Origin of the sequence: Pseudomonas abietaniphila, from assembly GCF_039697315.1 — a bacterium.
GTDB lineage: Bacteria > Pseudomonadota > Gammaproteobacteria > Pseudomonadales > Pseudomonadaceae > Aquipseudomonas > Aquipseudomonas abietaniphila_B.
Map to the genome: position 1 here is coordinate 499882 of NZ_CP155619.1, position 26369 is coordinate 526250.

Annotated in this window: 27 protein-coding genes and 2 pseudogenes; 15 read left to right on the forward strand and 14 right to left on the reverse strand. The window is 59.8% G+C overall.

The features are described 5' to 3' along the window. Positions 1–144 precede the first annotated feature (144 nt). Both ABDX87_RS02145 and ABDX87_RS02150 read right to left on the reverse strand, forming a co-directional pair. The gene (locus tag ABDX87_RS02145; RefSeq protein ID WP_346831365.1) at positions 145–1023 is read right to left on the reverse strand and encodes an SMP-30/gluconolactonase/LRE family protein; all 879 of its coding nucleotides are present in this window, start codon (positions 1021–1023) and stop codon (positions 145–147) included. A gap of 50 nt (positions 1024–1073) precedes the next feature. Next, positions 1074–1784 carry a FadR/GntR family transcriptional regulator gene (locus ABDX87_RS02150; protein WP_346831366.1) on the reverse strand — a complete coding sequence of 237 codons (711 nt, stop codon included), beginning with the start codon at positions 1782–1784 and terminating at the stop codon, positions 1074–1076. Between the two features lie 315 nt (positions 1785–2099). On the opposite strand from ABDX87_RS02150, the gene ABDX87_RS02155 reads away from it, so the two are divergent. The 11 genes and pseudogenes from ABDX87_RS02155 to ABDX87_RS02205 all read left to right on the forward strand — a co-directional run bounded on the left by ABDX87_RS02155 (position 2100) and on the right by ABDX87_RS02205 (position 10262). Further along, on the forward strand, positions 2100–3242 hold the full coding sequence (locus tag ABDX87_RS02155; protein ID WP_346831367.1) for an aldose epimerase family protein: 1143 nt from the start codon (positions 2100–2102) through the stop codon (positions 3240–3242). Positions 3243–3497: 255 nt separating this feature from the next. Beyond that, positions 3498–3722, forward strand: coding sequence for a DUF6555 family protein (locus ABDX87_RS02160; RefSeq protein ID WP_062382299.1), 225 nt, complete (start codon positions 3498–3500; stop codon positions 3720–3722). Between the two features lie 152 nt (positions 3723–3874). After that, positions 3875–4049 (forward strand): annotated as a pseudogene (locus tag ABDX87_RS02165) (ABC transporter substrate-binding protein); the annotation flags it as partial. A 274-nt stretch (positions 4050–4323) separates the two neighbouring features. After that, on the forward strand, positions 4324–4779 hold the full coding sequence (locus ABDX87_RS02170) for a LysR substrate-binding domain-containing protein (RefSeq protein ID WP_346831368.1): 456 nt from the start codon (positions 4324–4326) through the stop codon (positions 4777–4779). Positions 4780–5195: 416 nt separating this feature from the next. Next, positions 5196–6560, forward strand: a complete 1365-nt coding sequence (locus ABDX87_RS02175) for a glutamine synthetase family protein (RefSeq protein ID WP_346831369.1) — start codon at positions 5196–5198, stop codon at positions 6558–6560. A gap of 32 nt (positions 6561–6592) precedes the next feature. Beyond that, positions 6593–7876, forward strand: a complete 1284-nt coding sequence (locus ABDX87_RS02180) for an NAD(P)/FAD-dependent oxidoreductase (RefSeq protein ID WP_346831370.1) — start codon at positions 6593–6595, stop codon at positions 7874–7876. A gap of 148 nt (positions 7877–8024) precedes the next feature. Further along, on the forward strand, positions 8025–8345 hold the full coding sequence (locus ABDX87_RS02185) for a YXWGXW repeat-containing protein (protein ID WP_346831371.1): 321 nt from the start codon (positions 8025–8027) through the stop codon (positions 8343–8345). Positions 8346–8451: 106 nt separating this feature from the next. Further along, a complete protein-coding gene (locus ABDX87_RS02190) occupies positions 8452–9060 on the forward strand; it encodes an RNA polymerase sigma factor (RefSeq protein ID WP_346831372.1) in 609 nt (202 codons plus the stop codon). Beyond that, a complete protein-coding gene (locus tag ABDX87_RS02195; protein ID WP_346831373.1) occupies positions 9057–9491 on the forward strand; it encodes a hypothetical protein in 435 nt (144 codons plus the stop codon). Before ABDX87_RS02190 ends, ABDX87_RS02195 begins: the two co-directional genes overlap by 4 nt. Continuing rightward, positions 9488–9961 carry a periplasmic heavy metal sensor gene (locus ABDX87_RS02200; protein WP_346831374.1) on the forward strand — a complete coding sequence of 158 codons (474 nt, stop codon included), beginning with the start codon at positions 9488–9490 and terminating at the stop codon, positions 9959–9961. The genes ABDX87_RS02195 and ABDX87_RS02200 overlap by 4 nt, the downstream gene beginning before the upstream one ends. A gap of 88 nt (positions 9962–10049) precedes the next feature. Then, on the forward strand, positions 10050–10262 hold the full coding sequence (locus tag ABDX87_RS02205; protein WP_346831375.1) for a hypothetical protein: 213 nt from the start codon (positions 10050–10052) through the stop codon (positions 10260–10262). Positions 10263–10271: 9 nt separating this feature from the next. Here the strand turns inward: ABDX87_RS02205 and ABDX87_RS02210 are convergent. Further along, positions 10272–10412: pseudogene (locus ABDX87_RS02210) on the reverse strand (DUF533 domain-containing protein); the annotation flags it as partial. A gap of 103 nt (positions 10413–10515) precedes the next feature. On the opposite strand from ABDX87_RS02210, the gene ABDX87_RS02215 reads away from it, so the two are divergent. After that, positions 10516–11169: an HAD-IA family hydrolase gene (locus ABDX87_RS02215; RefSeq protein WP_346831376.1), complete on the forward strand. Its 654-nt coding sequence runs from the start codon at positions 10516–10518 to the stop codon at positions 11167–11169. 52 nt (positions 11170–11221) lie between these two features. On the opposite strand, the gene ABDX87_RS02220 is transcribed toward ABDX87_RS02215, so the two are convergent. From ABDX87_RS02220 to ABDX87_RS02230, 3 genes are all read right to left on the reverse strand, one after another. Beyond that, positions 11222–11962 (reverse strand): S-methyl-5'-thioinosine phosphorylase, encoded by a 741-nt coding sequence (locus ABDX87_RS02220; RefSeq protein WP_346831377.1) that lies wholly within the window; start codon positions 11960–11962, stop codon positions 11222–11224. A gap of 9 nt (positions 11963–11971) precedes the next feature. After that, entirely contained in the window at positions 11972–12970 is a 999-nt protein-coding gene (gene nagZ, locus ABDX87_RS02225; protein WP_346833679.1) for a beta-N-acetylhexosaminidase, read from the reverse strand. A 111-nt stretch (positions 12971–13081) separates the two neighbouring features. Next, the gene (locus tag ABDX87_RS02230) at positions 13082–13792 is read right to left on the reverse strand and encodes a TetR/AcrR family transcriptional regulator (RefSeq protein ID WP_346831378.1); all 711 of its coding nucleotides are present in this window, start codon (positions 13790–13792) and stop codon (positions 13082–13084) included. 251 nt (positions 13793–14043) lie between these two features. On the opposite strand from ABDX87_RS02230, the gene lexA reads away from it, so the two are divergent. Both lexA and sulA read left to right on the forward strand, forming a co-directional pair. After that, complete coding sequence (gene lexA, locus ABDX87_RS02235; RefSeq protein ID WP_346831379.1) at positions 14044–14652, forward strand: transcriptional repressor LexA; 609 nt, start codon at positions 14044–14046, stop codon at positions 14650–14652. An 11-nt stretch (positions 14653–14663) separates the two neighbouring features. Next, positions 14664–15167, forward strand: a complete 504-nt coding sequence (gene sulA / locus ABDX87_RS02240) for an SOS-induced cell division inhibitor SulA (protein WP_346831380.1) — start codon at positions 14664–14666, stop codon at positions 15165–15167. A 114-nt stretch (positions 15168–15281) separates the two neighbouring features. On the opposite strand, the gene ABDX87_RS02245 is transcribed toward sulA, so the two are convergent. From ABDX87_RS02245 to ABDX87_RS02275, 7 genes are all read right to left on the reverse strand, one after another. Then, the gene (locus tag ABDX87_RS02245) at positions 15282–15518 is read right to left on the reverse strand and encodes a hypothetical protein (RefSeq protein ID WP_062382289.1); all 237 of its coding nucleotides are present in this window, start codon (positions 15516–15518) and stop codon (positions 15282–15284) included. Positions 15519–15593: 75 nt separating this feature from the next. Continuing rightward, positions 15594–16115 (reverse strand): DUF6586 family protein, encoded by a 522-nt coding sequence (locus ABDX87_RS02250; RefSeq protein ID WP_346831381.1) that lies wholly within the window; start codon positions 16113–16115, stop codon positions 15594–15596. Positions 16116–16254: 139 nt separating this feature from the next. Beyond that, positions 16255–18858 (reverse strand): type I DNA topoisomerase, encoded by a 2604-nt coding sequence (gene topA, locus ABDX87_RS02255; protein WP_346831382.1) that lies wholly within the window; start codon positions 18856–18858, stop codon positions 16255–16257. A 91-nt stretch (positions 18859–18949) separates the two neighbouring features. Beyond that, positions 18950–19204 carry a DUF1653 domain-containing protein gene (locus ABDX87_RS02260; protein ID WP_346831383.1) on the reverse strand — a complete coding sequence of 85 codons (255 nt, stop codon included), beginning with the start codon at positions 19202–19204 and terminating at the stop codon, positions 18950–18952. 102 nt (positions 19205–19306) lie between these two features. Beyond that, positions 19307–20482: an acetyl-CoA C-acyltransferase FadA gene (gene fadA / locus ABDX87_RS02265; protein WP_346831384.1), complete on the reverse strand. Its 1176-nt coding sequence runs from the start codon at positions 20480–20482 to the stop codon at positions 19307–19309. 23 nt (positions 20483–20505) lie between these two features. Further along, positions 20506–22653, reverse strand: a complete 2148-nt coding sequence (gene fadB, locus ABDX87_RS02270) for a fatty acid oxidation complex subunit alpha FadB (RefSeq protein WP_346831385.1) — start codon at positions 22651–22653, stop codon at positions 20506–20508. Between the two features lie 582 nt (positions 22654–23235). Beyond that, positions 23236–23673, reverse strand: a complete 438-nt coding sequence (locus ABDX87_RS02275) for a hypothetical protein (RefSeq protein WP_346831386.1) — start codon at positions 23671–23673, stop codon at positions 23236–23238. A gap of 110 nt (positions 23674–23783) precedes the next feature. Between ABDX87_RS02275 and ABDX87_RS02280 the strand changes: the two genes are divergently transcribed. Beyond that, entirely contained in the window at positions 23784–24227 is a 444-nt protein-coding gene (locus ABDX87_RS02280; RefSeq protein WP_346831387.1) for a universal stress protein, read from the forward strand. Positions 24228–24297: 70 nt separating this feature from the next. Here ABDX87_RS02280 and ABDX87_RS02285 read toward each other — a convergent pair whose 3' ends face one another. Then, entirely contained in the window at positions 24298–26217 is a 1920-nt protein-coding gene (locus tag ABDX87_RS02285; RefSeq protein ID WP_346831388.1) for an ATP-binding cassette domain-containing protein, read from the reverse strand. Positions 26218–26369 lie beyond the last annotated feature (152 nt).

The window sequence follows — 26369 nt, forward strand, 5'->3', positions numbered from 1 at the left end:
ATTGACTAGCTACAGCGTTCAGCAGTGAGTGTCGTGACGACCGAACCGTTACCGGACCGGGCGTCGATCGACTGAAAACAGTCATATCATATTATCAATGACGTCTATGTAACCGAGTGTCACACCCCTTGAGCAGTCCGGCATTCAACCGGCAAAACGGTGTGAAACCTTTCCTTCGATGCCCGTTTCGGCGCTGATCACACAGCCATCCAGCTCGAGCGCATCGCTGGCGGGTCTGGCGCTGGTGACAAACAGCGTGGTCATGTCCGGTCCGCCGAACACACAACTGGTGGGATGACTTAGCGGCACCTCCACGATCCGGTCGACACGGCCATCCGGCGCAAATCGAATAAGGCAGTGCCCGCCCCATCGGGCGTTCCATACATAGCCTTGAGCATCCATGGCGGAGCCGTCGGGCACGCCGCGTTCGTGTTGCGGCGCCCAGAGCGTGCGCTCGCCCAGCGCGCCATCGGCCTGGATCGGGTAGCGATAGATCACCCCGTCGAGGCTGTCGGCGCTGAGCAACGCGCGGTCGTCGTCGACCCAGAGCAAGGTGTTAACGATGCCTTGACCATTGAGCAACGGCGTGACACGAGCATCGGCATCGACCCGATAAATCCCGCCGGAACGCCGCTCCAACGGGAGGTCGCCGCCTTCGGCGTCCAGGTTGTTTTGCATGCTGCCCAGCCACAGCCGGCCCTGACGATCACAGCGGGCTTCGTTTGCGCGGTTGCCGGAGATCGGATCGGCGACGCACAGCAGGGAATACGCGGGATGATCGGCGGGAGAGTCAAGGTCGAGCCGGTAGACACCGCTGGCCAGTGTGACCAGCGCGTCGCCTTGAACAGTGGGAATGAAAGCAGACACCGGCTCGTTGAATTGCCAGTGGCGCACCTGCCCTTGATGCAGGCGCAGCGCGCGGAATCCGGCGATATCGACCCAGTACAGCGACTGTTGAAGATCATCCCAGAACGGCCCTTCGGCCAATTTGAATCGCTGGTCACTGACCGGCTGCCACTTCATAGCGAATGTCCTGTTTTTTATTCTTGTCCGAGGCCGATGGCCCCTCTTGTCTACTGACTGTCGAACGCTTGATGCGCCAGCGATCGCGAGATCACCTCGCAGGCGTTTTCAATCAAACTCATGCAGGCCCAGACACCCCGGGCCGAATCACGTGTTGCGATGGCGTCGGCCAGGTCCTTGTGCAACGGCAACGTTCTGCCCAACTCACCCGGCACCGCCGAGGACACCTCGAACGAAATTGCCAACAGCGCACCGAGCGCCGGCAGCATCTGCTCGATGAACTGGTTATGACTGGCCGCCAGCACCGCTTCGTGAAAACGCTGGTCGGCATGGTTGTAGTCACCCTTGTCCTTGACGCTGGTCTCCAGCACCCGGTACGCGGTCTGAATCTCGGCAATCTGCTGCGGTGTCGCACGTTCGCATGCCCAGCGCACCGCCATGGGTTCAATGGCGCGGCGCAGGTCCAGCAAGTCCATCACAAAGCTTTTAGGCAAGCCTTTGGCCGCTAACCAACCGACCACCTGCGGGTCGAACAGGTTCCAGCTGCGCACCGGCAAAACCCGTGTTCCCACCTTCGGGCCCACTTCCAGCATGCCCTTGGCAACCAGGGTCTTGATCGCTTCGCGGATCACCGTACGACTGACCCCGAACTCTTCACCCAATGCCGCCTCGACCTTCAACGACTGCCCTGCCCCCACGTTGCCTTGAGCAATCCAGGCGCCAAGGCGGTCTACAGTCGATGCGTGAAAACTGTTGCTCATTCGACCACCCCTCCTCGCGGCGTTTTCCGCGAATCGAGGCTAATCATCATACGATTGAGTGTCAAACGGCTGTACAACCCGAAAAAGCTCGGCTAAACCTGTTCGACGGATCTCAGCACACTGAACACGCCCCAATAGTATTACAATTTATTTTTAAATCGAGTGGTTTTGATCTATAAATCGATTAATTCGAGTGGATACAACCGAATAGTATTACGAATTCCCGGATGCAAGCCTTCGCAGCAAGGTGATTCTTCTTGTCGCCAGCGGCTTGCAGCCTGTAGCTGTTCCTAAAACAACAAAAGGAAGGACGTAATGAGGAAGACGCTTATCCCTGCTATTGGACTCTCACTGCTCGCAGCGGCCCTTCAGGCGAATGCCGCCGGGCTTACCGCAAAACACGGCGCATTCGGCAAGATGCCGGACGGCACCACCGTCGAGAAGTACACCCTGCGCAACAGCCTGGGCATGCAAGCCACGGTCATCACCTACGGTGGCACGCTGCAGTCGCTGCTGGTGCCGGACAAACACGGCAAGACCGAGGACGTGGTACTGGGTTTTGATGACCTGGACGGCTACCTCAAAGGCACTTCCTACTTCGGCGCGACCATCGGCCGCTTCGGCAACCGTTTGGCGGATGGCAAATTCAGCCTCGACGGCACGACCTACCAGGTCCCGCAGAACGACAAGACCAACGCACTGCATGGCGGCCCCAAAGGCTTCGACAAGCAGATCTGGAAGGCTGAACAGATCAAGGACAAGGGCTGGGTCGGCGTCAAACTGACCTACGTGTCGGCCGACGGAGAAATGGGCTTCCCCGGCACGCTGAAAACCGAAGTCACCTACAGCCTCAACGAAAAGAACGAGCTGCGCATTCAGTACCACGCCACCACCGACAAGCCGACGGTGCTGAACCTGACCAACCACAGCTACTTCAACCTGGCGGGTGCCGGCAATGGCGACATCCTCGACCAGGTGGCGATGGTCAAGGCATCGCACTACACGCCCGTCAACGTGAAACTGATTCCTACCGGCGAACTGCCGCCCGTGGCGGGCACGCCGCTGGACTTCCTCAAGCCCACGGCATTCGGCAAGCGAATCCGTGAAGATAACGAACAACTGAAGTTCGCCGAGCCGACTCAGGGCGGGTATGACCATAACTGGGTGCTGGACACCAAGGGCAAGGTGTCGGCGCTGGCGGCTGAAGTGGTCGATCCGAAATCCGGGCGGCACCTGCAGCTGTTCACCAGCGAGCCTGGCGTACAACTCTATACCGGCAACTTCCTGGACGGCACCGTGAAAGGCAAAGGCGGCAAGATCTACCCGCATTGGGGAGCCTTCACTCTGGAAACCCAGCACTACCCTGACTCCCCCAATCAGAAGGGATTTCCGTCAACGCGCCTCGATCCGGGCAAGGCCTACACCCAGACCACAGTGTTCAAGTTCGTCAGCAAGTAAACTGAACGACATTCGCCATGCCATGTGCGTGGCGAATGTCCGCTTACCTCTCTACTGCGGCACCCGCCAGCCACGCCCGAGCGCATGCTGGCACCCGCAAGAACGCGCCCCATCCATTCGCGCCCATCCTGACTTTCACCCGCCCTCATCTGTACCCAACGTAACCGTTTGGCCCCAAAAGAATTATTTCGAGTGAATTTTCCGGGCAGCAGCGACTCACTGAACTGTGAGCGACTGATACGGAGGTTTGCAAGAGTGGCACAGTACAAGCACTTCAGAATCGATTATCTGCTGCATGGCAAGTACAAAAGCTTCTACATCAGTGCCGAAGCCATGGATAACGCATCCGCCTGGCATTGGGCATCCGTGGACGCAGGATTCGGGCAGATACCGAAATACCGTTCGGACAAAGTGCCGAAAGTCAGCAAACCCAAAGCCGAGCAACTTGGGCTCACGGATGTTGAGTGGGCCGAATCCTGATTGGCTGAGTACAATCCCGACATTTGATCCGTCCTCGCCGGTTTGTCTGCACAGACGTATCGGCGAGGTTCGTTTTGCCCCTTGAAGTGGCCTATTGGCCGGGTGCGTGGAGCCAGTAACTGACCCCGCGCGCGCTGGAAAAAGCGGGATTGCCGGTATGGCGGCACTGGATCGGGCAGGCTGACATGAGTGCTTGCCCCGTGGATGCAAGCGCTGCCACGGACTATCAGAACAACCGCCAATTTCCTCGTGCAAACGGGGGCACTGCCCAAGGCATTTGACACCAAAAGCGTGATCGACACTTCATTCAATCACGCGTTCCACTGACCAGATTTCTGACAATTGGCGCACTGCATCAGTGCCATTGACGAAACTGATCATTAAACGACCATTACGGGTCAGCCCTTGCATTTAATGGCTTGCAGCCAGTTATCCACAGAGATACTCACGCTTTCCGTGGACAACTTTTTGAACGATATGGCGTTGACTTTTTTGAGCGGACGAGGCTAGCCGGCCGCTTTCAGATCACTGGCTCGCTCAACCGAATCTGATCAGATTCAACCCTTCGATTGCCAAAGGGTATGACGCGGCCATCGGCGGCTTGGAGCTTTCACAAGGGGTCATTGCCCGAGCGCTCGCCCCCGCGCACGTCATTGCTGTCGCGTCTGCGGATTACATGGCGGGACGCGCCCTGCCCCAGACACCAGAAGCACTGGGCACCCTTCAAGGCATCACCATGCGCGGCTCCAGCACGGGGCGCATCCGCCAGTGGGTATTTCGAAATGCCGCGGGCACAGAAGCCCAGGCAAACATCAATCCCGACATGGTGGTGAACGACCCGGCCGCCTTGCGCCAGGCGGCGCTGCTGGGTCTGGGTGTAGCCTTGCTGGTGGTGATGGACGCGCAGCCATGGATTGAAAGCGGCGCCCTGGTCAGGCTGTTACCGGGGTGGTACGCCGACGCCGGGCATGTCTCTCTGTACTACCCAAGCCGGAGGCTGGTACCCGCGAAAAAACCGCGTTTTTTTCGATTATCTTGTTCAAGCCTTCGAGCGTGAAGATTATGCCCGCCGCTTTGTGGGAGGCCCGGATTAGAGACCTGCAACGCGCTCCTTACACAGGCATCAGCTTGCGTCTTCCCTGTCAAAGAACAGCTATGGCGCTTGCAAGTTGCAGTTAACAGGTCTATTAACTTCCTGCGTCGCAGCCATGCTGCTGTCTAACATTCATTGAACCGGACCCCGCCAGGTCATGCGAATCACCACCCTGCCCATGGCCTTGCGCCGCTCCAAAGTACGGCACTCAGCCCGTCCGCCGGATACCTCGTCTCTCGCTTGAGCGCGTCTGCATATTCGCGCCAAGTCCGCCTGCTATTCCCCTTCAGTACGCCTGCCAACACGACCCCGAGCCTGCAAGCCCGGTCATGGTCGCGTGGCCTGATTCTGCGCGCCTTTGTGGCGCAAGCGAGAGACCGATGAAATTTGCACCCGTTGAAGACGCTCAGCGCTTTCTGGCGCAGCACCTCGATGTCGAAATGTTTGAACTGTTCATCCTCGATGCCAATGGCGTGCCGCGCGGCAAGCTGTTGCACCGCGATGAGCTGATCGCTGTTTATGAAAATGGACGGCCGTTGCCGAGTACGATCCTGGGCCTGACGCTGCAAGGCGACGATGTCGAGAACTCCGGCCTGGTCTGGGACGTGGGCGACATCGATTGTCGCGCCTACCCGCTGGAGGGCAGTCTGGTGCGACTGCCGTGGCGGCGGATTCCCACGGCTGCGGTGCAAGTCAGCATGCACCCGACCGAGGGCCTGCCAGCGACCATCGCCGATCCTCGTCACCTGCTGATCAGCGTCATCGAACGCCTGAACGCCGACGGTTACTACCCGGTCATGGCCTGCGAGCTGGAGTTTTATCTGCTGGATGCCAAACGCGATGTCAATGGCCGTCCGCAACCTGCGCTGGACGCCGACGGTGCCCGCCCTCGTCAGACGCAGGTCTACGGGCTACGCGAACTTGAACAGATCGAACCCTTCCTGGCCGACCTCTATGCCGCCTGCAAACTGCACGGCATTCCGGCGCGCACGGCGATCTCCGAATATGCGCCAGGGCAAGTGGAAATCACCTTAGAACACGGCGACGCACTTGAAGCCATGGATCAGGCCGTGCGCTACAAACGTCTGGTCAAGGCCGTCGCGCACACGCATGGCATGCAGGCCACCTTCATGGCCAAGCCGTTCGACGACCTCGCAGGCAGCGGCATGCACATGCACGTCAGTATCGCCGACGCAGAGGGCGTCAACCTGTTCGCCTCGCAAGATCCGGCGGGTACGCCTCTGCTGCGCAATGCCGTCGGGGGCATGCTCGAATCTCTGCTCGACTCATTGCTGCTGTTCTGTCCAAACGCCAACTCCTATCGTCGCTTTCAGGCCAACAGCTACGCGCCGCTCGCGCCGACATGGGGCGTGGATAACCGCACCGTCAGCCTGCGGGTACCTGGCGGCCCGGCCCACACCCGCCATATCGAACACCGTATCTGCGGCGCCGATGCCAATCCGTATCTGGCGGCGGCCGCGATCCTTGCAGGTATCCACCGTGGTATCACGCACAACATCGACCCGGGCGCGCCCGTCGAGGGCAACGGTTACGCGCAAGCCACGCGCCTGCTGCCCACTGACTGGTTGACCTCGCTGACCGCGCTGGAAAATTCGGCGTGGGCACGCGATGCGCTGGGAACCGAATTTCTGGGTGTTTACCTGGCCGTCAAACGTGCGGAATACCGGCAGTTCATGGCCGAAGTGGGAGAGCAGGACTGGCGTTGGTACCTGACGCAAGCCTGACCATCGCCCCCCACTTCTGACGAGTATCGGACATGACAGCACGCAGCAATTCCTACTACACCGCCACCCTGAATCAGGAAACGGACTACCCGACATTGCAAGGCCGGCACCAGGTCGACGTGGTGATCATCGGCGGGGGATTCACCGGCGTCGCCACGGCGGTCGAACTGGCGGAGCAAGGCCTGAAGGTCGCCATTGTCGAAAGCCACAAGATTGGCTGGGGCGCAACAGGACGCAACGGAGGACAAGTGACCGGTAGCCTCTCGGGCGACGAGGCCATGCGTAAGCAAATGCGCAAAACCCTGGGCGACGACGTGGACGACTTCATCTGGCAATTGCGCTGGCGCGGGCACGAGATCATTCGCCGTCGCGTGGAGAAATACGCCATCCCATGCGACCTGCGACACGGTCATCTCCATGCAGCCTACAAACCCGGCCACATGAGCGGCCTCAAGAACGACTACGACGAAGCGGTGCGTCGCGGCATGGGCGACGAAGTCACTCTGCTAGACCGCAGCCAGTTGCGGGACATCCTGCAAACCGATCTGTACCACGGCGCGATCAAAAACACGCGAAACATGCACTTGCACCCCCTCAACCTGTGCATCGGAGAAGCCCGTGCAGCTGAAGGAATGGGCGCGTTGATCTTCGAGAACAGCGAAGTCCTGCAGATCGTTCATGGCGACCGTCCTGCCGTGATCACGGCCCATGGGCGCATCGATGCCAAACACGTGATGCTTGCAGGCGACGTTTACCACCGCCTGGAGCCAGGCAAACTCAAGGGCAAGATCTTTCCGGCCATGGGTGGCATCGTCACCACCGCCCCTCTCGGCGCTCTCGCGTCCGAGCTCAACCCGGAAAACCTCGCGGTGTATGACTGCCGTTTCGTGCTCGATTATTACCGGATGACCGCCGACGGACGACTGTTGTTCGGGGGTGGCGCCAACTACAGCGGCAAGGATTCGCGGGACATCGCTGCGGAGCTGCGCCCTTGCATCGAACGCACGTTCCCTGCCCTCAAAGGCGTCGCAATCGATTATCAGTGGAGCTGCGCGATGGGCATCGTGATCAACCGCATCCCTCAGTTGGGCAAGCTTTCGGACAATGTCTGGTATTGCCAGGGCTATTCGGGTCACGGCATCGCGACCACCCATATCATGGGGGAGATCATGAGCCGTGCGATCACCGGTCACCTGGAGCAATTTGATACGTTTGCCGCGTGCAAGCACATTCGCGTGCCGATGGGCGATGTCCTCGGCAACCCGATGCTGGCGGCGGGTATGTGGTACTACCAGATGCTTGAACGGCTGCGGTGAGGCATGACCCAGGAGCAGGTCGGCGCGGCCTGACTCCCGTCCTGCGCCAGGCGCAAAAAATTTCGTTTTTTGAGCGACGGATATCCACCAACACGGCGTTAAACCCTCAGCTGCACACACTTTCGCGTGCAGGCATGAAGGAGTTGTCATGAGAGTCCCACAATCTCTGGCGAAATTACGCTATGCCCTGATCATCCCGTTGGCCTTCGCCGCGTTGGCCAGCACACCTGTCTATGCAAGGCCCGAGGTCATCATTCAGCAAGCACCTCCGCCCGTGCGCATGGAACCCATCCCCGGAGCCCGTCCCGGTTACGCCTGGGACCGTGGACACTGGCGCTGGGAAGGCCGGGGGTATGCCTGGGTTCCGGGGCACTGGCAGCCAGTGCGGCGCAATGCCCGCTGGGAACCCGGACACTGGGAGGCACGAGGCCCTAACTGGTACTGGATAGAAGGTCGCTGGGTCCGCTGAACCAATGGCGGGGTTGTGGTCTGTAATACAGGATATTTCAGCCCACCTCCCCGCCAGTCCGTCAATCGGATCTGGCTGCCCAGTGACCGGACCGAGACACGCCCCATTGAAAGACACTGACCCGGACATTGAGTTGTTGGCCCGCGTCGGCAACAACGAGCCGGAGGCCGTTAAAGAAATGGTGTCGCGCAAGTTACCGCGCTTGCTCGCGCTGGCCGGCAGACTGCTGGGCGACGCCGAAGAAGCACGTGACATCGCTCAGGAAAGCTTTCTGCGGGTCTGGAAAAACGCGGCCAGTTGGCGCAGTGGCCAGGCCCGATTCGATACGTGGCTGCACCGCGTAGCGCTGAACCTGTGTTACGACCGTTTGCGCAGTCGCCGAGAGCGGCCGCTGAATGCCATCGCCCTGGAAGACGAACCGCTGATCGACGCGATCGACAGCTCGCCGTCTCCGGAAGAGCAGTTGCAGCATCAGGCGCAAAGCGCACAGTTGTCGGCGGCACTGGCTGCACTGCCGGAACGTCAGCGTGAGGCGATCGTGCTGCAGTACTACCAGGATTTGTCGAACATCGAGGCGGCGGCGCTCATGGACGTCAGTGTCGAGGCACTGGAAAGCCTGCTCTCGCGAGCGAGGCGCAACCTGCGCCGCTATTTAGCCGAATCAGACCGTGCCGAATCAGCCGGTACGGTCACACCAGGGAGAGGAAAGCGATGACGCCCGAACGTTTTGCCCATCTGGCCGATGCCTACGGCGCCGACCTCAAACACTGGCCCGAAGCCGAACGCGAGGACGCGCGCACACTGATCGCGAGTGGGGATACACGCGTGCTTGTCGCACTGGACCAGGCGGCCTGGCTCGATCAGCGACTGGACGCCCATCAAGCGGCGCAACCGGATGTCCTGCTGATTCAAACGATCGTTGCCTCGGCATTTGCGGTCGAGCGGCCCTCTTTCCGGGCGCGCTATTCAAACTGGCTGCCGCGTATCGGCTTCTTCGGCGTAGGCCTGGCAGGCATCGCTGCCGGCATGCTGGTGGCCTCCCTCAGCCTGCCACTTGCGGGTACGCCTGAGGTGCTTCCAAGCATCTTCGACCATGGCGATGCCGACCTGATGCTGAGCCTTGATGCCGAGGAGAGCGAACAATGATTCGATCGTCAAAGCGCTTGAAAACACTGTTGGTGGTTTCGCTGCTGATCAATATTTTCCTCATCGGGGGCGTGGTCGGCGGGCTCTATCAATGGTCCAGCCATCAGCGTCCGACAGGAACAGTGGTGCAGCATGGATTGCGCCAGGCGCTCGCAAAACTGCCCGATGCCCAGCAGCATCAACTGCGGCGGATGCTGCGAGAGACCCGGCTGAAAAATCAGCCCCTGATCGTTGCCAGTCGCCAGGCACATCTGGACGTCATTCATCGCCTGCAGGCCCCGACGCTGAATCGCGAAGCGCTGGACGCCGACCTGGAGCGTGCGCGCACCGCCGACATTAACTTGCGTACACGCGTCGATGAGACGCTGGCGGATTTCGCCGCCAGCCTGCCTGCGGATGAACGAGAGACGCTGGCCGAAGCAATTGCCTCGCGCCGCCACAACGCCGCCCAAAAAGTGATGAACGACTGAAACACGGCGGCGGATTCCGCTCCCAGCTGCGTTAAACCCTTGTACGCCCTGGCAATCTGGCCGAGGCAGGACCCAACAAGGATCACTTATGCTGCGAATCACCAAGGCTGTATTGATCGTCACCGCCGTGACGATCTCGTTGTCAGGCTGCGTTATCGAACGCCCTCATCCACGCCGGCCACCGCCGCCTGTGGAAGTGGTTCCGGTCATGCCCGCGCCCGGCGCGCAATGGGTGGGCGGACACTATCGCTGGGGCGGTAACCAATGGCTGTGGGTGCCGGGTCACTGGCGCAGAATCTAAAGTGAATGCTCAGGCAGCGGTTCCCTTGGCTTGCTGGTCAAGATAGACCTGCAATTGCGGGTCAATGTGCAACGCTGCGACCAACTCATCCAGGTCATTGCGCTCCGCGTCCTGTCGATCGTCGACCAGCAGGACACTCGCGAGGTAGAGCGCATGACCGTCCAGCCGACCGCGCCCCGAATGTTCTCCGGTCTTCGCGTATCGATGCGCGTGCTAGCATCGCGGTCACGCTGATCGACAAAGGAGAAAACGCATGCTGGAACAGCATTCATTCGCCGCGTTTCTGTTCGACATGGACGGAACACTGACCAACTCGATTGCCGCCGCCGAACGCGTCTGGACGCGGTGGGCGCAGAGCAAAGGGCTGGATGTCGCGGCGTTGTTATCGACGATTCACGGCGTGCGATGCGTGGACACCTTGCGCCGCTTGAACCTGCCTGGCGTTGATCCAGAGCGTGAGGCGGAGCGGCTGGCACAGGCTGAAATCGATGACGTCGAGGGCGTGATCGCCATCGAAGGAGCGGCAGGTTTTTTGGCCGCGTTACCCGTTGAACGCTGGGCGGTGGTGACCTCAGCACCGCGGTTACTGGCCGAGCGCAGGATTCTCGCCGCAGGCTTGCCCCTTCCGCGCATCATGGTCGCCGCTGAGGACGTTCATCAGGGCAAACCTGCGCCAGACTGCTTTTTGCTCGCCGCGAAAAAGTTGGGGGTCAAGGCCGAGGAATGCCTGGTGTTCGAAGATGCACCGGCCGGCATTGCCGCCGCCGAAGCCGCCGGCGCCAAGCTGATGGTCATCACGGCCGCGCATCAGCACGCCTTCGAAACCACCCATCCGACGTTGGCCAGTTATGACACGTATGGCGTCGCAGTCACCGAACAGGGCTTGTTGCAATTGCGCTCACGTTGAACGCCATAAGATGAACAGGCACCGATTGCCGGTGCCTGTCGTTGCATCCCGATCAGGCAGCGCTGAGCACCCGCGCTAACGTCGCCTTGACCTTGCCGATGCCGTCGTGCAGCGCCTGCTCGATTTCAGCCATGGTGATCACGGCCGAAGATTTACCCGCGGCCGGGTTCACCACAAGCGCCAGACAGGCGTAGTCCAGTTCCAGCTCTCGGGCCAAGGCGGCCTCCGGCATGCCGGTCATGCCGACGATGTCGCAGCCATCACGCTCCAGACGAACGATCTCCGCCACCGTTTCCAGACGCGGGCCTTGCGTGCACGCATACACGCCAAAATCGCTGAACGTGCACCCTTCTGCCGCCAGCGCCGCAATCAGACGCGCGCGCAACGGCTCGCTGTAGGGATAACTGAAGTCGATGTGCGTGACCTGCTCCAGATCCTCCGCAAAAAAGGTGTGCTCACGCCCGCTGGTGTAGTCCACCAGGTCATGGGGTACACAGAAATGGCCGGTGCCCATGTCAGGGTGAATGCCGCCGACGGCATTGACCGCCAAAATGGCTTGAGCGCCAGCCTGCTTCAAGGCCCAGATATTGGCGCGGTAGTTAACCTTGTGCGGCGGAAAGCGGTGCGGATGGCCGTGGCGGGCAAGAAACATCACCTCACGTCCGGCATACTCGCCCACCTGAATCTCACCCGACGGAGCGCCATAGGGGGTATTCATTGGCAGTGACTGACGGATGGTCAGACCATCCAGTTGCGTCAGGCCGGTGCCGCCGATAATCGCATAAACAGTCATGGCAAATCCTTAATCGATCAGTTGAGCCGAGCGCAGCGCGCCCAGCGCCGCCAGCCAGCGTGGGTGCTGACGGTATTCGGTGGTGGCCAGGCCTCGTCCACGCATGCAAGCGAGACGCGCAGGGACGCTGAGCTTCATCCGCTGTGCGGCGCTCAGGGCCAGTTCAGCGGCGGAGCGATCGTTGCACACCAGTCCCATGTCGCAGCCCGCCGTCAAAGCCGCTTCAATGCGGCTGGCAGCATCACCGACGACGTGCGCACCGGCCATGGACAGGTCGTCACTGAAAATCACACCGTCGAAGCCCAGCTCCCCGCGCAGAATGTCCTGCAGCCAACGGCGCGAAAAGCCCGCAGGTTGTGAATCGACTTGCGGGTAGATGACATGCGCCGGCATCACGGCCGCCAGCTGGTTGCTCAACCGCGCGAAGGGCACCAGGTCGTTGGCGCGAATGGTGTCCAGACTGCGTTCGTCATTAGGGATCGCCACATGAGAGTCCGCCTCGGCCCAGCCGTGACCCGGAAAATGCTTGCCGGTGGCCGCCATGCCCGCCTCGTTCATGCCGCGAATGAAAGCGCCTGCCAACAGCGCCGCACGCTCGGGATCGCCTTCGAATGAACGGCTACCCACCACGGCGCTGCGTTGATAGTCCAGGTCCAGCACCGGCGCAAAGCTCAGGTCCAGGCCGACCGCCAGCACCTCGGTCGCCATCAACCAGCCACATTGCTCGGCCAGAAACTCGGCATTCGGGTTGTCCGCAATCGCACGCATCGCGGGCAACCGCACGAACCCCTGACGCAGGCGCTGAACGCGACCGCCCTCCTGATCCACCGCGAGCAGCAGGTCAGGACGGATGGCACGGATGGACGCGCTCAGCTCGCGGACTTGCCGCGGGCTCTCGATGTTTCGCGCGAAGATAATAAGGCCGCCCACTTCGGGCTGACGCAGAAACTGACGGTCTTCGGATGTCAGCCAGGTACCGGCGATATCCACCATCAGGGAGCCTTGCAGGCCAGAACTCATATGAAGATCCTTCAACAACCGTTGCTCAGTGCGGCATGGTGAGGGATCGAGGGGTGCGATGCAAATGCTCGCACCTTCGACACGGCAGGAAGCGCGTGATCAGACTTTTGCAGGCGCGGGTGCGGTGCTTTTGCTGCGTGGCTTGAGCTGAGCGCTGATCATTGCAGCGTCAGTGACACCGGTTTCGGCACGCATACCAGCGGCAAGGAACGGCACCATCAGCCGCATGACCTGCTCGATGGAGGTGTTCACACCGAAATCGGTTTCCGCGATGGCGCGTAGGGCCTTGATACCGGACATGCTGAACGCGGCGGCACCCAGCATGAAATGCACGCGCCAGAACAGTTCGATCGGGGGAATACGCGGTGCGGCTTCGTTGACCAGCAGCATGTAGCGGCGGAAAACCTTGCCGTACATGTCTTCCAGATAACGCCGCAAGTGGCCCTGACTCTGACTGAATGCCAGCCCCAGCAGCCGCATGAAAATAGACAAATCATTGCCGCTTCGAGGCTGCACGACCAACGCCTGCTCGACGAGCATCTCAAGCAATTCTTCAAGTGTCGGCTTGTGCTCGGGCCTGGCCTGGCGACGCTCCAGCTCTTTATCGAGACTGACGCAGAAAGGCCCGAGAAACCGCGAGAACACGGCCTGAATCAGCGCCTTCTTCGACCCGAAATGGTAGTTGACCGCTGCAAGATTCACCGAAGCCTTGCTGGTGATCAGCCGCAACGACGTTTCTGCAAAACCCTTTTCCGCGAACAGCTGCTCCGCAGCATCGAGAATTCGTTCAACTGTTTCCGACTGAGCCATGGTTAATCGCCTGACAAACACTTGTTTGAAACATACGTTTCAGCCGACGCCCTGTCAACCCTGGCTGTTCGCTTTCTGCCTGATCAGTCACGCCATTTAACCATACAAACCGGGGCGTTGAGCCACTCTCTCCTGCCGACTTGAAACCTCTTGGCAACAACCGTCCGGCCCGACCACTAAAAAGGAGGATTGCCAAGACGCGAGCACTGTATATAATCCCAGTCACTGTATAAAAAGCCAGAGCGATGCACATGATCAAACTGACGTCACGCCAAGCCGAGATTCTGGACTTCATCAAACGCTGTCTTGAAGACAACGGCTATCCGCCCACCCGCGCGGAAATCGCTCAGGAACTGGGGTTCAAATCACCGAACGCCGCTGAAGAACACCTCAAGGCGCTGGCACGCAAGGGCGCAATCGAAATGACACCGGGCGCCTCGCGAGGCATCCGCATTCCAGGCTTCGAACCCAAGACCGAAGACAGCGGCCTGCCGATCATCGGCCGTGTGGCAGCGGGCGCTCCGATCCTGGCGCAGCAACACATTGAAGAATCGCTGGCGATCAATCCCGCGTTCTTCCATCCCAGCGCTGATTATCTGCTGCGCGTACACGGCATGAGCATGAAAGACGTCGGCATCCTTGATGGCGACCTGCTGGCGGTGCATACCACCCGCGAGGCCCGTAACGGCCAGATCGTCGTGGCGCGGATCGGTGATGAAGTTACCGTCAAACGCTTCAAGCGTGAAGGCAGCAAGGTCTGGCTGATCGCCGAGAACCCTGACTTCGCGCCCATTGAAGTCAACCTGAAAGATCAGGATCTGGTCATTGAAGGGCTGAGCGTTGGCGTCATTCGCCGATAAGGAGAACGTTTATGCAGTTCCCACAGACACCGCAACAACATGCACAACTGCCGCTGTTCGAAGCATTCATGGCGCCCAGCCTGCCCATGCTCGACGTTCCGTTGCTTCAGGTGCCGGTATTGGACGACATCGTCGAATCGCCCTGGAGCAACGAACCAGAAGTTTTCAGTGAATTGTCATTGCGCGGCGCTGCCGGAAACTGCCTGAACCTGCTCGCGCCCATCTTGCGCGACCTGAGCCAGGACACAAACGATCGCTGGCTCACTCTGATCGCGCCTCCCGCCAGCGTGACTCAAGCCTGGCTGCGCGACGCGGGGCTTAACCGGGAACGCATTATCATGATGCAGCCCCGCGGCACGCAAAGCGCGCTGGAACTGACTCGCGAGGCCTTGCGCCTGGGCCGCAGCCACACCGTAGTGAGCTGGATCAACCCAATCTCCGGTCCTGCACGCCAGCAACTGATCAGCGCGGCACGAAGCGGGAGCGCACAGAGCCTGAACATTCGCTTGGGCTGAAGTGCCTCAACGGACGCGTGTGACAGGTAAGGGGATATCCCGGGCTTCTTTAGGGCAAAGAAGCCGACAGATACACATGCGACGATGCCGATCCTGAACAGGAGCGACGCAAAATCAATGCAGGACCCGAGGCCCCTCTTCTTCCTTGCTCAACTCGCCTTCAGCCAGGCGACCTGCCATCTGCACGCCAACGCTGAGCATCGCCTTGGCGACTTCGACGTGTTGACCCTGCAGAAATGCCTTGGCGTCCTCGGAAAAATTCAAGGTCACGAGCGACCCTTCATCCTCGGCGCGGCGCAGTTCGATGCGGCCGTCAGGCAGTTCAACAATTTCCAGAAAAGAGGTTGGCATCAGGACAGTTCTCCACGAAAGGCGGGCATTGTAACAGCCTGATGACTCATGCCCTAGCCCATCGATCATTCTGTCTCAGCACTCACTCAAGCCTTCACGAAAGCGAATGGCGAGTCCTTTGAGCTGCTGACGCCAGCTTTCCATCTCCTCACGGGTCAGCACAGGCTCTTCTGCTTCGTCGCCGCCAACTGCGATGATCAACGGCTGGGTAACATCACCTTTCGGTTTTTTGGGGGCGCGAGGCGGCTGAAACAGCCCGTTGTAGGACGCCAGCAACTGCGCCAGCCAGGTTTCGCGCTGCTGTGCCAGCTCGACCAGTTCAGCCATCTCAGGAATGGCGATGGCTTCCAGCACCTGCGGCGTCAGCAGGTCCTCGGCGCGCGGGGAATTGGCCTGCGGCAGACGATAGAAGCCCGCGATTTCGTGGCACAGCCCCAACAATGCGCCGTACAGATGAAACACCGCCGATTCGCGCTCGGCCTGCTCCAGCCCCTGCGCGTTCATGGCACGGCTTTCTTTGGCCTTGGCCATAGATTCCAGCGCAAGTCCTGCGAAGAAAATTTTCTGATTGGTGCGGGTATAGAGTTCGTGAGCCATGACGATGGCCTCCACATCAATGAAATTTGAACGAGCAAGCCAGGGTCAAAAAAATCCCTCGGCGCACGTTGCACGCCGAGGGATCTTTTAACGCAAAGCGCAGAGGCTCGCCAGTCTGATTCGAATCAGGCTCGCGCGATCAACGCTTGTCTTCGACCTTCCACGTGCCGCCGTCATAGAACGCGCGCCAGCCTGTCGGCTTGCCGTCCACTTCGGTCTGCACATATTGCTCCTTGGACTTGCGGCTGTAACGGATCACTGCCGGACGGCCGTCGGGGTCTTTCTTCGGCGCTTCGCACAGGAAATGGTACTTCGGATCGATCTCGTCCTTGTGCGGCACGATTTCCAGCACCAGTGGTGCACGGGTCTCGCGATTTTTCGGGAACTGGCTGGCCGCCAGGAACAGACCCGAAGCGCCGTCACGCAGGATGTAGGTGTCGTCGACCTTTTCGCACTTGAGCTCCGGCATTTTGACCGGGTCCATTTTTGGCGGCGCCGCCTCGCCGCTCTTCAGCAGCTTGCGGGTGTTCTTGCAGTTGGTGCAGCCGAAGAACTTGCCGAAACGGCCCGTCTTGAGTTGCATCTCGCCACCACACTTGTCGCATTCAACGCTCGGGCCTTCATAGCCCTTGATGCGGTAGGTGCCTTCTTCGATCTCATAGCCGGTGCAATCCGGGTTATTACCGCAGATGTGCAGCTTGTGCTTCTCATCCAGCAGGTAAGCGTCCATGGCCGTGCTGCACACCGGGCAACGGTGCTTGCCGCGCAGCACGCGGGATTCCGACTCACCCTCGTCGTCTTCGGCAATTTCATCGCCCGGCGTCAGGTTGACGGTGGCCTTGCAGCGCTCTTTCGGCGGCAGGCTGTAGCCCGAGCACCCGAGGAACACGCCGGTCGATGCGGTACGGATCTGCATCGGACGACCGCACACCTTGCACGGGATGTCCGTCATGACCGGCTGGTTGGCCCGCATGCCGCTGTCAGCCGCCTCGGCCACTTCCAGTTTTTTCTTGAAGTCGCCGTAGAATTCGTCGAGCACGTTTTTCCAGTCACGCTCGCCTTGTGCCACGTCGTCGAGGTTTTCTTCCATGCCGGCGGTGAAGCCGTAGTCCATCAGGTTAGAGAAGCTCTCAGACAGACGTTCCGTGACGATGTCACCCATCTTTTCCGAATAGAAACGACGGTTGTGAAGCGCGACATAGCCGCGATCCTGAATGGTCGAGATAATCGCCGCGTAAGTCGACGGGCGACCAATACCGCGCTTTTCCATCTCCTTGACCAGGCTCGCTTCGGAGTAACGCGCTGGCGGCTTGGTGAAGTGCTGGCTCGGGTCGAGTTTGATCAGCTTCAGGGTGTCGCCCTGGGCCATGTCCGGCAGTACGTCGTCGTCGCCTGGCTTGCTCATCTGGGGCAACACACGGGTGTAACCGTCGAATTTGAGGATACGACCCTTGGCACGCAGCTCGAATTCACCTGCGGCCACACTGACAGTGGTCGACAGGTATTGCGCCGGTGGCATCTGACAGGCCACGAACTGACGCCAGATCAGCTCATACAGGCGCTCAGCGTCACGCTCCATGCCGGTCAGCTTGCTCGGATGGGTATTGACGTCGGAAGGACGAATCGCTTCGTGAGCCTCCTGGGCGCCTTCCTTGCTGCTGTAAACGTTTGGCGACTCAGGCAGGTACTTTTTGCCGAACTCGTTTTCGATGTAAGTGCGCGCCATAGCCACGGCGTCGGCCGACAGGTTCGTCGAGTCGGTACGCATGTAGGTGATGTAACCCGCTTCGTACAGACGCTGAGCCATCATCATGGTTTTCTTCACGCCGTAGCCCAGGCGGTTGCTCGCGGCCTGCTGCAGCGTGGAAGTGATGAACGGTGCCGACGGTTTGCTGCTGGTCGGTTTGTCCTCACGCTTGGCGATGCTGTAAGCCGAAGCCTTGAGCTTCTCCAGCGCCGCCATGGCCTGGGCTTCGTTCAGCGGCTTGAAGGCTTCGCCGTTCTCGCGCGCCACTTCGAAACGCACGTTGGCGCCCTTGGCGGTGCCCAGATCGGCATGAATCTCCCAATATTCTTCCGGGATGAAGGCGCGGATTTCACGCTCGCGCTCCACCACCAGCTTCACGGCAACGGACTGTACGCGACCTGCCGACAGGCCCCGGGCGATCTTTTGCCACAGCAGCGGCGAAACCATGTAACCCACGACGCGGTCGAGGAATCGACGCGCCTGCTGGGCATTGACGCGGTCGATGTCCAGTTCGCCCGGCTTGGAGAAGGCTTCCTGGATGGCTTTCTTGGTGATCTCGTTGAACACCACGCGCTTGTAACGATCGTCGTCACCACCGATGGCTTCGCGCAGGTGCCAGGCAATGGCTTCCCCTTCGCGGTCCAAGTCCGTCGCGAGATAGATGGTGTCGGCATCCTTCGCCAACCGGCGCAACTCGTCGATCACCTTCTCCTTGCCGGGAAGGATTTCGTACTTGGCTTTCCAGCCATGTTCCGGATCGACGCCCATGCGTGCCACGAGCTGGCGCTTGGCCTTTTCCTTGGGCGACAGCGCAGGCGCTTCAGACGCGGTCTTGCCGCGCTTGGCAGCAGGCTCTTTGGCGGCGCTCGCCGAACCGCTGGTGGGCAGGTCTCGGATATGGCCGATACTCGACTTCACCACGTACTGGCTGCCCAGGTACTTGTTGATGGTCTTGGCCTTAGCCGGGGATTCCACAATGACCAGCGATTTGCCCATGGATCGGAAAATTCCTAATGCGAGAAAAAAGACGTTGGAGCCGTCGAGGCCCCGCTATATATAGTGGCTACAAGGTGAGGTCAAGCAGAGGCTACTGCAAGGGCTCGCCTTGCGACCTTGAAAAAAGGTCAGGTTCGGCCTGGACCAAAGCAAAGCGCGGCACGTGCTCCCCGTCAACCTCGACCGATTCCAGAAACATGCTCAAAGGGCGTACCCACAAGCCGAATTCGCCGTACAGCGCCTGATAGAACACCACTTCCTCTTCCGTCTCGGAATGCTTGGCGACACCGAAAACACGGTACTCGGGGCCTTTATAGTGGCGATAGAGACCTGGCTGTAACTGCATGGTGCGGACCTCACGGATTGACGCGAAAAAAACTTTCAAAAAACATTTCTCGAAAAAAACAAAAGCCGGGGCACCTGGCCCCGGCTCGCACACTCAGACCGGTTAAACGCGTTCGAACACGGTAGAGATGCCTTGGCCCAGGCCAATACACATGGTGGCAACACCCAGAGTGCCGCCCTTCTGCTTCATGACATTGAGCAAGGTGCCGGAAATACGCGCTCCCGAGCAACCGAACGGGTGACCCAAAGCGATAGCGCCGCCGTGCAGGTTAACCTTCTGGTCCATCTTGTCGAGCACTTTCAGATCTTTCAGTACAGGCAACGCCTGTGCAGCGAACGCTTCGTTGAGCTCGAAGTAGTCAATATCAGCGATGCTCAGACCCGCACGCTTGAGGGCTTTCTGGGTTGCTGGCACCGGTCCGTAACCCATGATCGCAGGATCGACACCGGCGACTGCCATGGAGCGGATCACCGCCATCGGCTGAATGCCCAGATCCATCGCACGCTGACCGGACATGACGATCATGCACGAGGCGCCGTCAGTGATCTGCGAGGACGTGCCCGCAGTCACGGTACCACCTTTTGGATTGAAGGCAGGTTTGAGGGCCGCCAGACTTTCCAGGGTGGTTTCGGGACGGATGGTCTCGTCGAAGTCATACATCTTCAGGAAGCCGTTCTCGTCATACCCTTGCATCGGGATGATTTCGTCCTTGAAGTTGCCTTCAACGGTCGCCTGGTGCGCCAGACGGTGCGAACGCACGCCGAACGCGTCCTGCGCTTCACGGGTGATGCCGTGCATCTTGCCGAGCATTTCTGCCGTCAGCCCCATCATGCCCGAGGCTTTCGCCGCATAAAGCGACATGTGCGGGTTGGGATCGACGCCGTGCATCATGCCGACGTGGCCCATGTGTTCGACACCACCGATGACGAAGACGTCACCGTTGTTGCTCATGATCGCCTGGGCCGCAGTGTGCAGCGCACTCATGGACGAACCACACAGGCGGCTGACCGTCTGGGCAGCGGAGGTGTGCGGGATCTGGGTCATCAGCGACGCCATGCGCGCAATGTTCCAGCCCTGCTCCAGGGTCTGGTTGACGCAGCCCCAGATCACGTCCTCGACTTCCGCCGGGTCGACCTTGCTGTTGCGCTCCAGCAGTTTGCTGATCAAGTGCGCCGACATGTCTTCAGCGCGGGTATTGCGGTGCATGCCACCCTTGGAGCGGCCCATCGGGGTGCGACCGAAGTCGACAATCACGACGTCTCTCGGATTCAAGCTCATATTTTCACCTGTTCGTTGGGCACTTAGCCGAAGAAGCGCTGGCCGGTCTTGGCCATTTCGCGCAGCTTCGCAGTGGGGTGGTACAAAGCGCCCAAATCAGCGTATTGGTCAGCCAGGGCAACGAATTCAGCGACACCGATCGAATCGATGTAGCGCAGTGCACCGCCACGGAACGGAGGGAAACCGATGCCGTAGATCAGGCCCATGTCGGCCTCGGCCGCCGTATCGACGATGCCGTCTTCCAGGCAACGAACGGTCTCCAGGCACAGCGGGATCATCATCCAGTTGATGATGTCTTCGTCAGTGACGTCACGCTGTTCGTAGACGATCGGCTTGAGCACTTCCAGCACGGAAGCGTCGACGACCTTCTTCGGTTTGCCTTTCTTGTCGGTCTCGTAGACGTAGAAGCCTTTGCCGTTCTTCTGACCGAGACGGTTGGCCTCGTACAGCGCGTCCACCGCAGAGCGACGGTCGTCCTTCATACGATCAGGGAAACCTTCGGCCATCACGTCACGGCCGTGGTGGCCGGTGTCGATACCCACGACGTCCATCAGGTAAGCAGGGCCCATCGGCCAGCCGAACTTCTCCATCACCTTGTCGATGCGCACGAAATCGACGCCAGCGCTGACCAGCTTGGCGAAACCGCCGAAGTACGGGAACAGAATACGGTTGACCAGGAAGCCCGGGCAGTCGTTGACCACGATCGGGTTCTTGCCCATCTTCTTGGCGTAAGCCACCGTGGTCGCCACCGCGACTTCGCTGGACTTCTCGCCGCGGATGACTTCAACCAGCGGCATCATGTGCACCGGGTTGAAGAAGTGCATGCCGACGAAGTTTTCCGGACGCTTGAGGGCTTTCGCCAGCAGGCTGATGGAGATCGTCGACGTGTTGGACGCCAGGATGGTGCCTTCGGCGACCTGACCTTCCACTTCGGACAACACCGCTTGCTTGACCTTTGGGTTCTCGACCACGGCTTCGACGACCAGATCGACATGGCCGAAGTCGCCGTAGGACAGCGTTGGACGAATCGCATTGAGCGCTTCAGCCATCTTCGCCGGCGTCAGACGGCCCTTCTCGACACGCTTGCCCAGCAGTTTCGACGCTTCGTTCAGGCCCAGTTCGATGGCCTCTTCACGAATGTCCTTCATCAGGATCGGCGTGCCTTTGACAGCCGACTGGTAGGCGATGCCGCCGCCCATGATGCCAGCGCCCAATACGGCTGCCTGCTTCACGTCCTTGGCGACTTCGTCGTAGATCTTGGCTTTCTTTTTCAGTTCCTGATCGTTGAGGAACAGACCGATCAGACTCTCGGCGGCCGATGTCTTGGCCATTTTGACGAAGCCGGCGGCCTCGACTTCCAGCGCCTTGTCACGACCGAAGTTAGCGGCTTTCTGAATGGTCTTGATCGCTTCGACCGGGGCCGGGTAGTTCGGACCCGCCTGACCGGCAACGAAACCCTTGGCGGTTTCGAAGGCCATCATCTGCTCGATGGCGTTCAGCTTGAGCTTTTCCAGTTTCGGCTGACGCTTGGCCTTGAAGTCGAACTCGCCCGAAATCGCGCGCTTGATCAGGTCCAGTGCCGCTTCTTGCAGCTTCTCTGGCGCGACAACAGCATCAACGGCGCCCACTTTCAGGGCATCTTCGGCACGATTGTCCTTGCCGGAAGCAATCCACTCGACCGCGTTATCGACGCCAATCAGACGCGGCAGGCGAACGGTGCCGCCAAAGCCCGGGTAGATCCCCAGCTTGACCTCAGGCAGACCGATCTTGGCCGTCGCAGACATGACCCGGAAGTCGGCTGCCAGGCACATTTCCAGACCGCCACCCAGCGCAATGCCATTGATGGCAGCAAGGGTTGGCACGTTCAGGTCTTCGAAGTCACTGAAGATTTTGTTCGCTTCAAGGTTTCCGGCAACCAGCTCGGCGTCCGGCAGCTTGAAGTTATCGACGAATTCGGTGATGTCGGCGCCGACGATGAAAACGTCCTTGCCGCTGGTGACGATGACGCCTTTGACTGAGCCGTCGGCCTTGATGGCATCGACAGCCTGACGCAGGTCGTTGAGGGTGAGGCGATTGAACTTGTTGACGGACTCACCCTTGAGGTCGAATTTCAATTCGACGATGCCACTTTCAAGAGCCTTAACCGTGATGGCTTTACCTTCGTAAATCATCAACTGATCTCCACGATATGGAAGCTGAACAATACGCGTCAGACGCTGAAATCCGGCGAAAAACACGACGTTTCCGTCGACGTACACACCAAACGCCAGGTACCCCGTCGACGCGATTCGGGCGCCTGTAAGAGCGTTCCTACGGCAAACACTCAATTCATACGCCCGTTTGATTTGGGTGCGCCTACCTTCGGCCATATTCCAGCAATTGTCAATTCGCCCGACAGCGGACAAAACCGGCAAATCACAGGTAAATGGCACATTTGATAACCCGCCATTCAGCGAAGTGATCTCGTTGAGCGGCAGACCTGAGGAATAAACGCGAGAAGCGACGACTGGCGTGGGTTGGCTGAAAAATAATGGGATCCACAGCAGACAAATGCACCATTAAGGTCTACATTCAGCGCACTGCGCATCAAGACGGGTCGTTTCTCGCAAGCCGTGTGAAGCGAATCTGAACGTCTTTTGCGGCATTGCACCGCAAAGCGCCACGAATTATCGGCCTGCCTGGCCAACCCCCAGCCCGATGTTGTTATCGGGCTTTTTAATGCCTGCGATTTGGTTAATGGCTCCGGCTCGAGGTCACGCCAAGGCTTTCAGCACCGCGGTGATGCGGTGCAACACTTCCGTTTCGCCCCGCTCTCCCCAATACAGTGCAATCAGCTGCTTGCCCGCCTCAACTTTGTAGACATCGGCTGGCAGCGTCTGCAAGTGCGGCAGCACGCGTGCATCTTCACAGGGCTCACGCCACTGATTGACCCAGTTTCCAGGCGTTGTCTGCCAGTAACTCCACGTATCCGGTTCGCGCGCGCGTCGAGGCCGGTGATACTGCGCGCATGGGCTCGGCGGCTCAACGGGCAGCCAGTGCGGCCAGCCTTGAGGAATCAGCTGCATCGCCAGCCCCATGCGTCGCGCCTCCATGCGCATGGCCATCCGGCCGCTCTGGGAGCGGGATGGCCTGAGCCACACCAGAGGACTCAAAACCACCGCAATGATTGACAGCACTATCCACACCGTCATATCTGTATGCCCCCGCCGCCGCAAGCGGTGAGCGAAACACAAAGGCGTGCCATGAGGCGCGTGAAAAGAGCCATAATCAAAACCATCGCAAACCTCAGAAGGAACATCCCATGTCCTATGTACATATTCTGGTAGCCGTGGACCTCACTGAAGAGTGCGATCCGGTTATCAAGAAAGCCAAGGATCTCGCGATTGCCAGCGGTGCCAAGCTGTCACTGGTGCACATCGTCGAGCCCATGGCCATGGCCTTTGGTGGCGATGTACCGATGGACCTGTCGCAACTGCAGCAACAGCAGTTCGATCAGGCCAAGGAAAAGCTTGAAGCCCTGAAACTGAAATACCCTGACGTACGCACCGGCGACAGCCACCTGACCTACGGCCAGCCCAGGCAGGAAATTCACAACCTGGCCAAGGAACACAACGTTGACCTGATCGTCGTGGGCAGCCACGGCCGTCACGGCCTTTCCCTGCTGCTCGGTTCCACCGCCAATGACGTACTGCACGGCGCGCCTTGCGACGTCCTGGCCGTGCGCCTGGCCAAACGCACGGAGTAATCGCACCCCTCAAACAAAAGCCCGAACCCTTGAAGGGGCTCGGGCTTTTTTGTTGCGAGGTGTCAGCGGATTACTCGTCCAGTTCAGCCCAGCGCTCAACCAGCGCTTCCAGTTCGCTGTTCATCTGTTCAAGCGACGCAAGTACCTTGGTCGTCTCAGCGGCAGGACGCTGGTAGAAAGCAGGGTCAGCGATTTCAGCCTCAACCGCCGCGATCTGCTGCTCTTTGGCATCGATCTCGCCAGGCAAAGCCTCCAGCTCGCGTTGTAGCTTGTAGCTGAGCTTCTTCTTCGCGACAGGCGCTGACTCCGACGCAGGCGTCGGGGCTGCGACCGGCTCTACAATCGCCGAATTCAGGTCGGCCTTGCCGGATTTGCTTTCGGTCACGCCCAGCAGACGCGGCGAACCGCCCTGACGCAGCCAGTCCTGATAGCCGCCGACGAACTCCCGCACCTTACCCTCGCCTTCGAAGACCAGGGTGCTGGTGACGACGTTATCGAGGAATGCCCGGTCGTGGCTGACCATCAGCACCGTGCCCTTGAAGGTCAACAGCACCTCTTCGAGCAGCTCCAGCGTTTCGACGTCCAGGTCGTTGGTGGGTTCGTCGAGGACCAGCAGGTTCGCGGGTTTGCTGAACAGCTTGGCCAGCAGCAAACGCGCACGCTCACCACCCGACAGCGCCTTGACCGGCGTCCGCGCACGTTGCGGGCTGAACAGGAAATCGCCGAGGTAGCTGAGCACGTGGCGGCTCTGACCGTCGATGTCGATGAAGTCGCGACCTTCCGCGACGTTGTCGATCACGGTCTTTTCCAGATCCAGTTGATGACGCAACTGGTCGAAATAAGCGACGTCCAGACGTGTGCCGACTTCCACCGTGCCGCTGGTGGGCTGGAGGTTGTCCAGCATCAGCTTGAGCAAAGTGGTCTTGCCGGTACCGTTGGCGCCCAGCAGACCGATGCGGTCTTCGCGCTGCAGCACCATCGAGAAATCCTTGATCAGCATCGGACCGCCCGGGTGCGCGAAACTGACGTTTTCCAGGACCATGACCTGCTTGCCGGACTTGTCGGCAGTGTCCAGCTGGATATTGGCCTTGCCGGTGCGCTCACGACGCTCGCTGCGCTCTACGCGCAATGCTTTAAGGGCGCGAACACGACCTTCGTTGCGGGTACGACGGGCCTTGATGCCTTGGCGAATCCACACTTCTTCCTGGGCCAGACGCTTGTCAAACAACGCATTCGCCGTCTCTTCGGCGGCGAGCATCGCTTCCTTGTGCACCAGGAAGCTGGCGTAATCGCCGTTCCAGTCGATCAGACCGCCACGGTCCAGCTCCAAGATGCGGGTCGCGAGGTTTTGCAGGAAAGAACGGTCGTGCGTAATGAACAGCACGGCACCCTGGAATTCCTTGAGCGCTTCTTCCAGCCAGGCAATGGCACCGATGTCCAGGTGGTTGGTCGGTTCGTCGAGCAGCAGCAAATCAGGTTCGGAGACCAGCGCCTGCGCCAGCAGGACACGACGACGCCAGCCACCGGACAACTCGGCGAGGGTCTTGTCGGCAGGCAGTTGCAGGCGGCTGAGGGTACTGTCGACCAGTTGCTGCAAGCGCCAGCCGTCACGGGCTTCGAGGTCCGACTGCACATGCATCAGCTTGTCGAGGTCTTCGGCAGTGACGATGTTCTGGCTCAGGTGATGGTATTCGGCAAGCAAGGCACCCACGCCGTCCAGGCCTTCCGCCACGACGTCGAACACGGTGCGGCCGTCGGCCACGGGCAATTCCTGAGGCAACTCGCCGATTTTCAGGCCAGGTGCACGCCAGACGCTGCCGTCATCGGGCAGTTGAACGCCCTTGACCAGCTTGAGCATGCTGGATTTACCGGTGCCGTTACGACCGATGATGCAGACCCGCTCTCCACGGGCGATCTGCCAGGACACCTTGTCCAACAACGGCATGGCGCCGAACGCAAGGGACACATCGGTGAATTTGAGCAGGGTCATGAGCTTCTCCAAAAACCGGGCGCGCATTCTACCTGAGATAGCGCAAGGATTGGGCGGGATTCGATGACGGGTTTGGGGGTTGACCTGAGAATCCAAAGTCAACGCCTCCCTCAACTGCAAGTATTTGTTTCCTTGGCCCCTCTCCCGCACCT

Bases quoted from the DNA above. Each gene is read 5' to 3' on its own strand.
- ABDX87_RS02145 (WP_346831365.1), bottom strand. From the start codon at position 1,023: ATGAAGTGGCAGCCGGTCAGTGACCAGCGATTCAAATTGGCCGAAGGG.
- ABDX87_RS02150 (WP_346831366.1), bottom strand. From the start codon at position 1,784: ATGAGCAACAGTTTTCACGCATCGACTGTAGACCGCCTTGGCGCCTGG.
- ABDX87_RS02155 (WP_346831367.1), top strand. From the start codon at position 2,100: ATGAGGAAGACGCTTATCCCTGCTATTGGACTCTCACTGCTCGCAGCG.
- ABDX87_RS02175 (WP_346831369.1), top strand. From the start codon at position 5,196: ATGAAATTTGCACCCGTTGAAGACGCTCAGCGCTTTCTGGCGCAGCAC.
- ABDX87_RS02180 (WP_346831370.1), top strand. From the start codon at position 6,593: ATGACAGCACGCAGCAATTCCTACTACACCGCCACCCTGAATCAGGAA.
- ABDX87_RS02185 (WP_346831371.1), top strand. From the start codon at position 8,025: ATGAGAGTCCCACAATCTCTGGCGAAATTACGCTATGCCCTGATCATC.
- ABDX87_RS02195 (WP_346831373.1), top strand. From the start codon at position 9,057: ATGACGCCCGAACGTTTTGCCCATCTGGCCGATGCCTACGGCGCCGAC.
- ABDX87_RS02200 (WP_346831374.1), top strand. From the start codon at position 9,488: ATGATTCGATCGTCAAAGCGCTTGAAAACACTGTTGGTGGTTTCGCTG.
- ABDX87_RS02205 (WP_346831375.1), top strand. From the start codon at position 10,050: ATGCTGCGAATCACCAAGGCTGTATTGATCGTCACCGCCGTGACGATC.
- ABDX87_RS02215 (WP_346831376.1), top strand. From the start codon at position 10,516: ATGCTGGAACAGCATTCATTCGCCGCGTTTCTGTTCGACATGGACGGA.
- ABDX87_RS02220 (WP_346831377.1), bottom strand. From the start codon at position 11,962: ATGACTGTTTATGCGATTATCGGCGGCACCGGCCTGACGCAACTGGAT.
- ABDX87_RS02230 (WP_346831378.1), bottom strand. From the start codon at position 13,792: ATGGCTCAGTCGGAAACAGTTGAACGAATTCTCGATGCTGCGGAGCAG.
- lexA (WP_346831379.1), top strand. From the start codon at position 14,044: ATGATCAAACTGACGTCACGCCAAGCCGAGATTCTGGACTTCATCAAA.
- sulA (WP_346831380.1), top strand. From the start codon at position 14,664: ATGCAGTTCCCACAGACACCGCAACAACATGCACAACTGCCGCTGTTC.
- ABDX87_RS02245 (WP_062382289.1), bottom strand. From the start codon at position 15,518: ATGCCAACCTCTTTTCTGGAAATTGTTGAACTGCCTGACGGCCGCATC.
- ABDX87_RS02250 (WP_346831381.1), bottom strand. From the start codon at position 16,115: ATGGCTCACGAACTCTATACCCGCACCAATCAGAAAATTTTCTTCGCA.
- topA (WP_346831382.1), bottom strand. From the start codon at position 18,858: ATGGGCAAATCGCTGGTCATTGTGGAATCCCCGGCTAAGGCCAAGACC.
- ABDX87_RS02260 (WP_346831383.1), bottom strand. From the start codon at position 19,204: ATGCAGTTACAGCCAGGTCTCTATCGCCACTATAAAGGCCCCGAGTAC.
- fadA (WP_346831384.1), bottom strand. From the start codon at position 20,482: ATGAGCTTGAATCCGAGAGACGTCGTGATTGTCGACTTCGGTCGCACC.
- fadB (WP_346831385.1), bottom strand. From the start codon at position 22,653: ATGATTTACGAAGGTAAAGCCATCACGGTTAAGGCTCTTGAAAGTGGC.
- ABDX87_RS02275 (WP_346831386.1), bottom strand. From the start codon at position 23,673: ATGACGGTGTGGATAGTGCTGTCAATCATTGCGGTGGTTTTGAGTCCT.
- ABDX87_RS02280 (WP_346831387.1), top strand. From the start codon at position 23,784: ATGTCCTATGTACATATTCTGGTAGCCGTGGACCTCACTGAAGAGTGC.
- ABDX87_RS02285 (WP_346831388.1), bottom strand. From the start codon at position 26,217: ATGACCCTGCTCAAATTCACCGATGTGTCCCTTGCGTTCGGCGCCATG.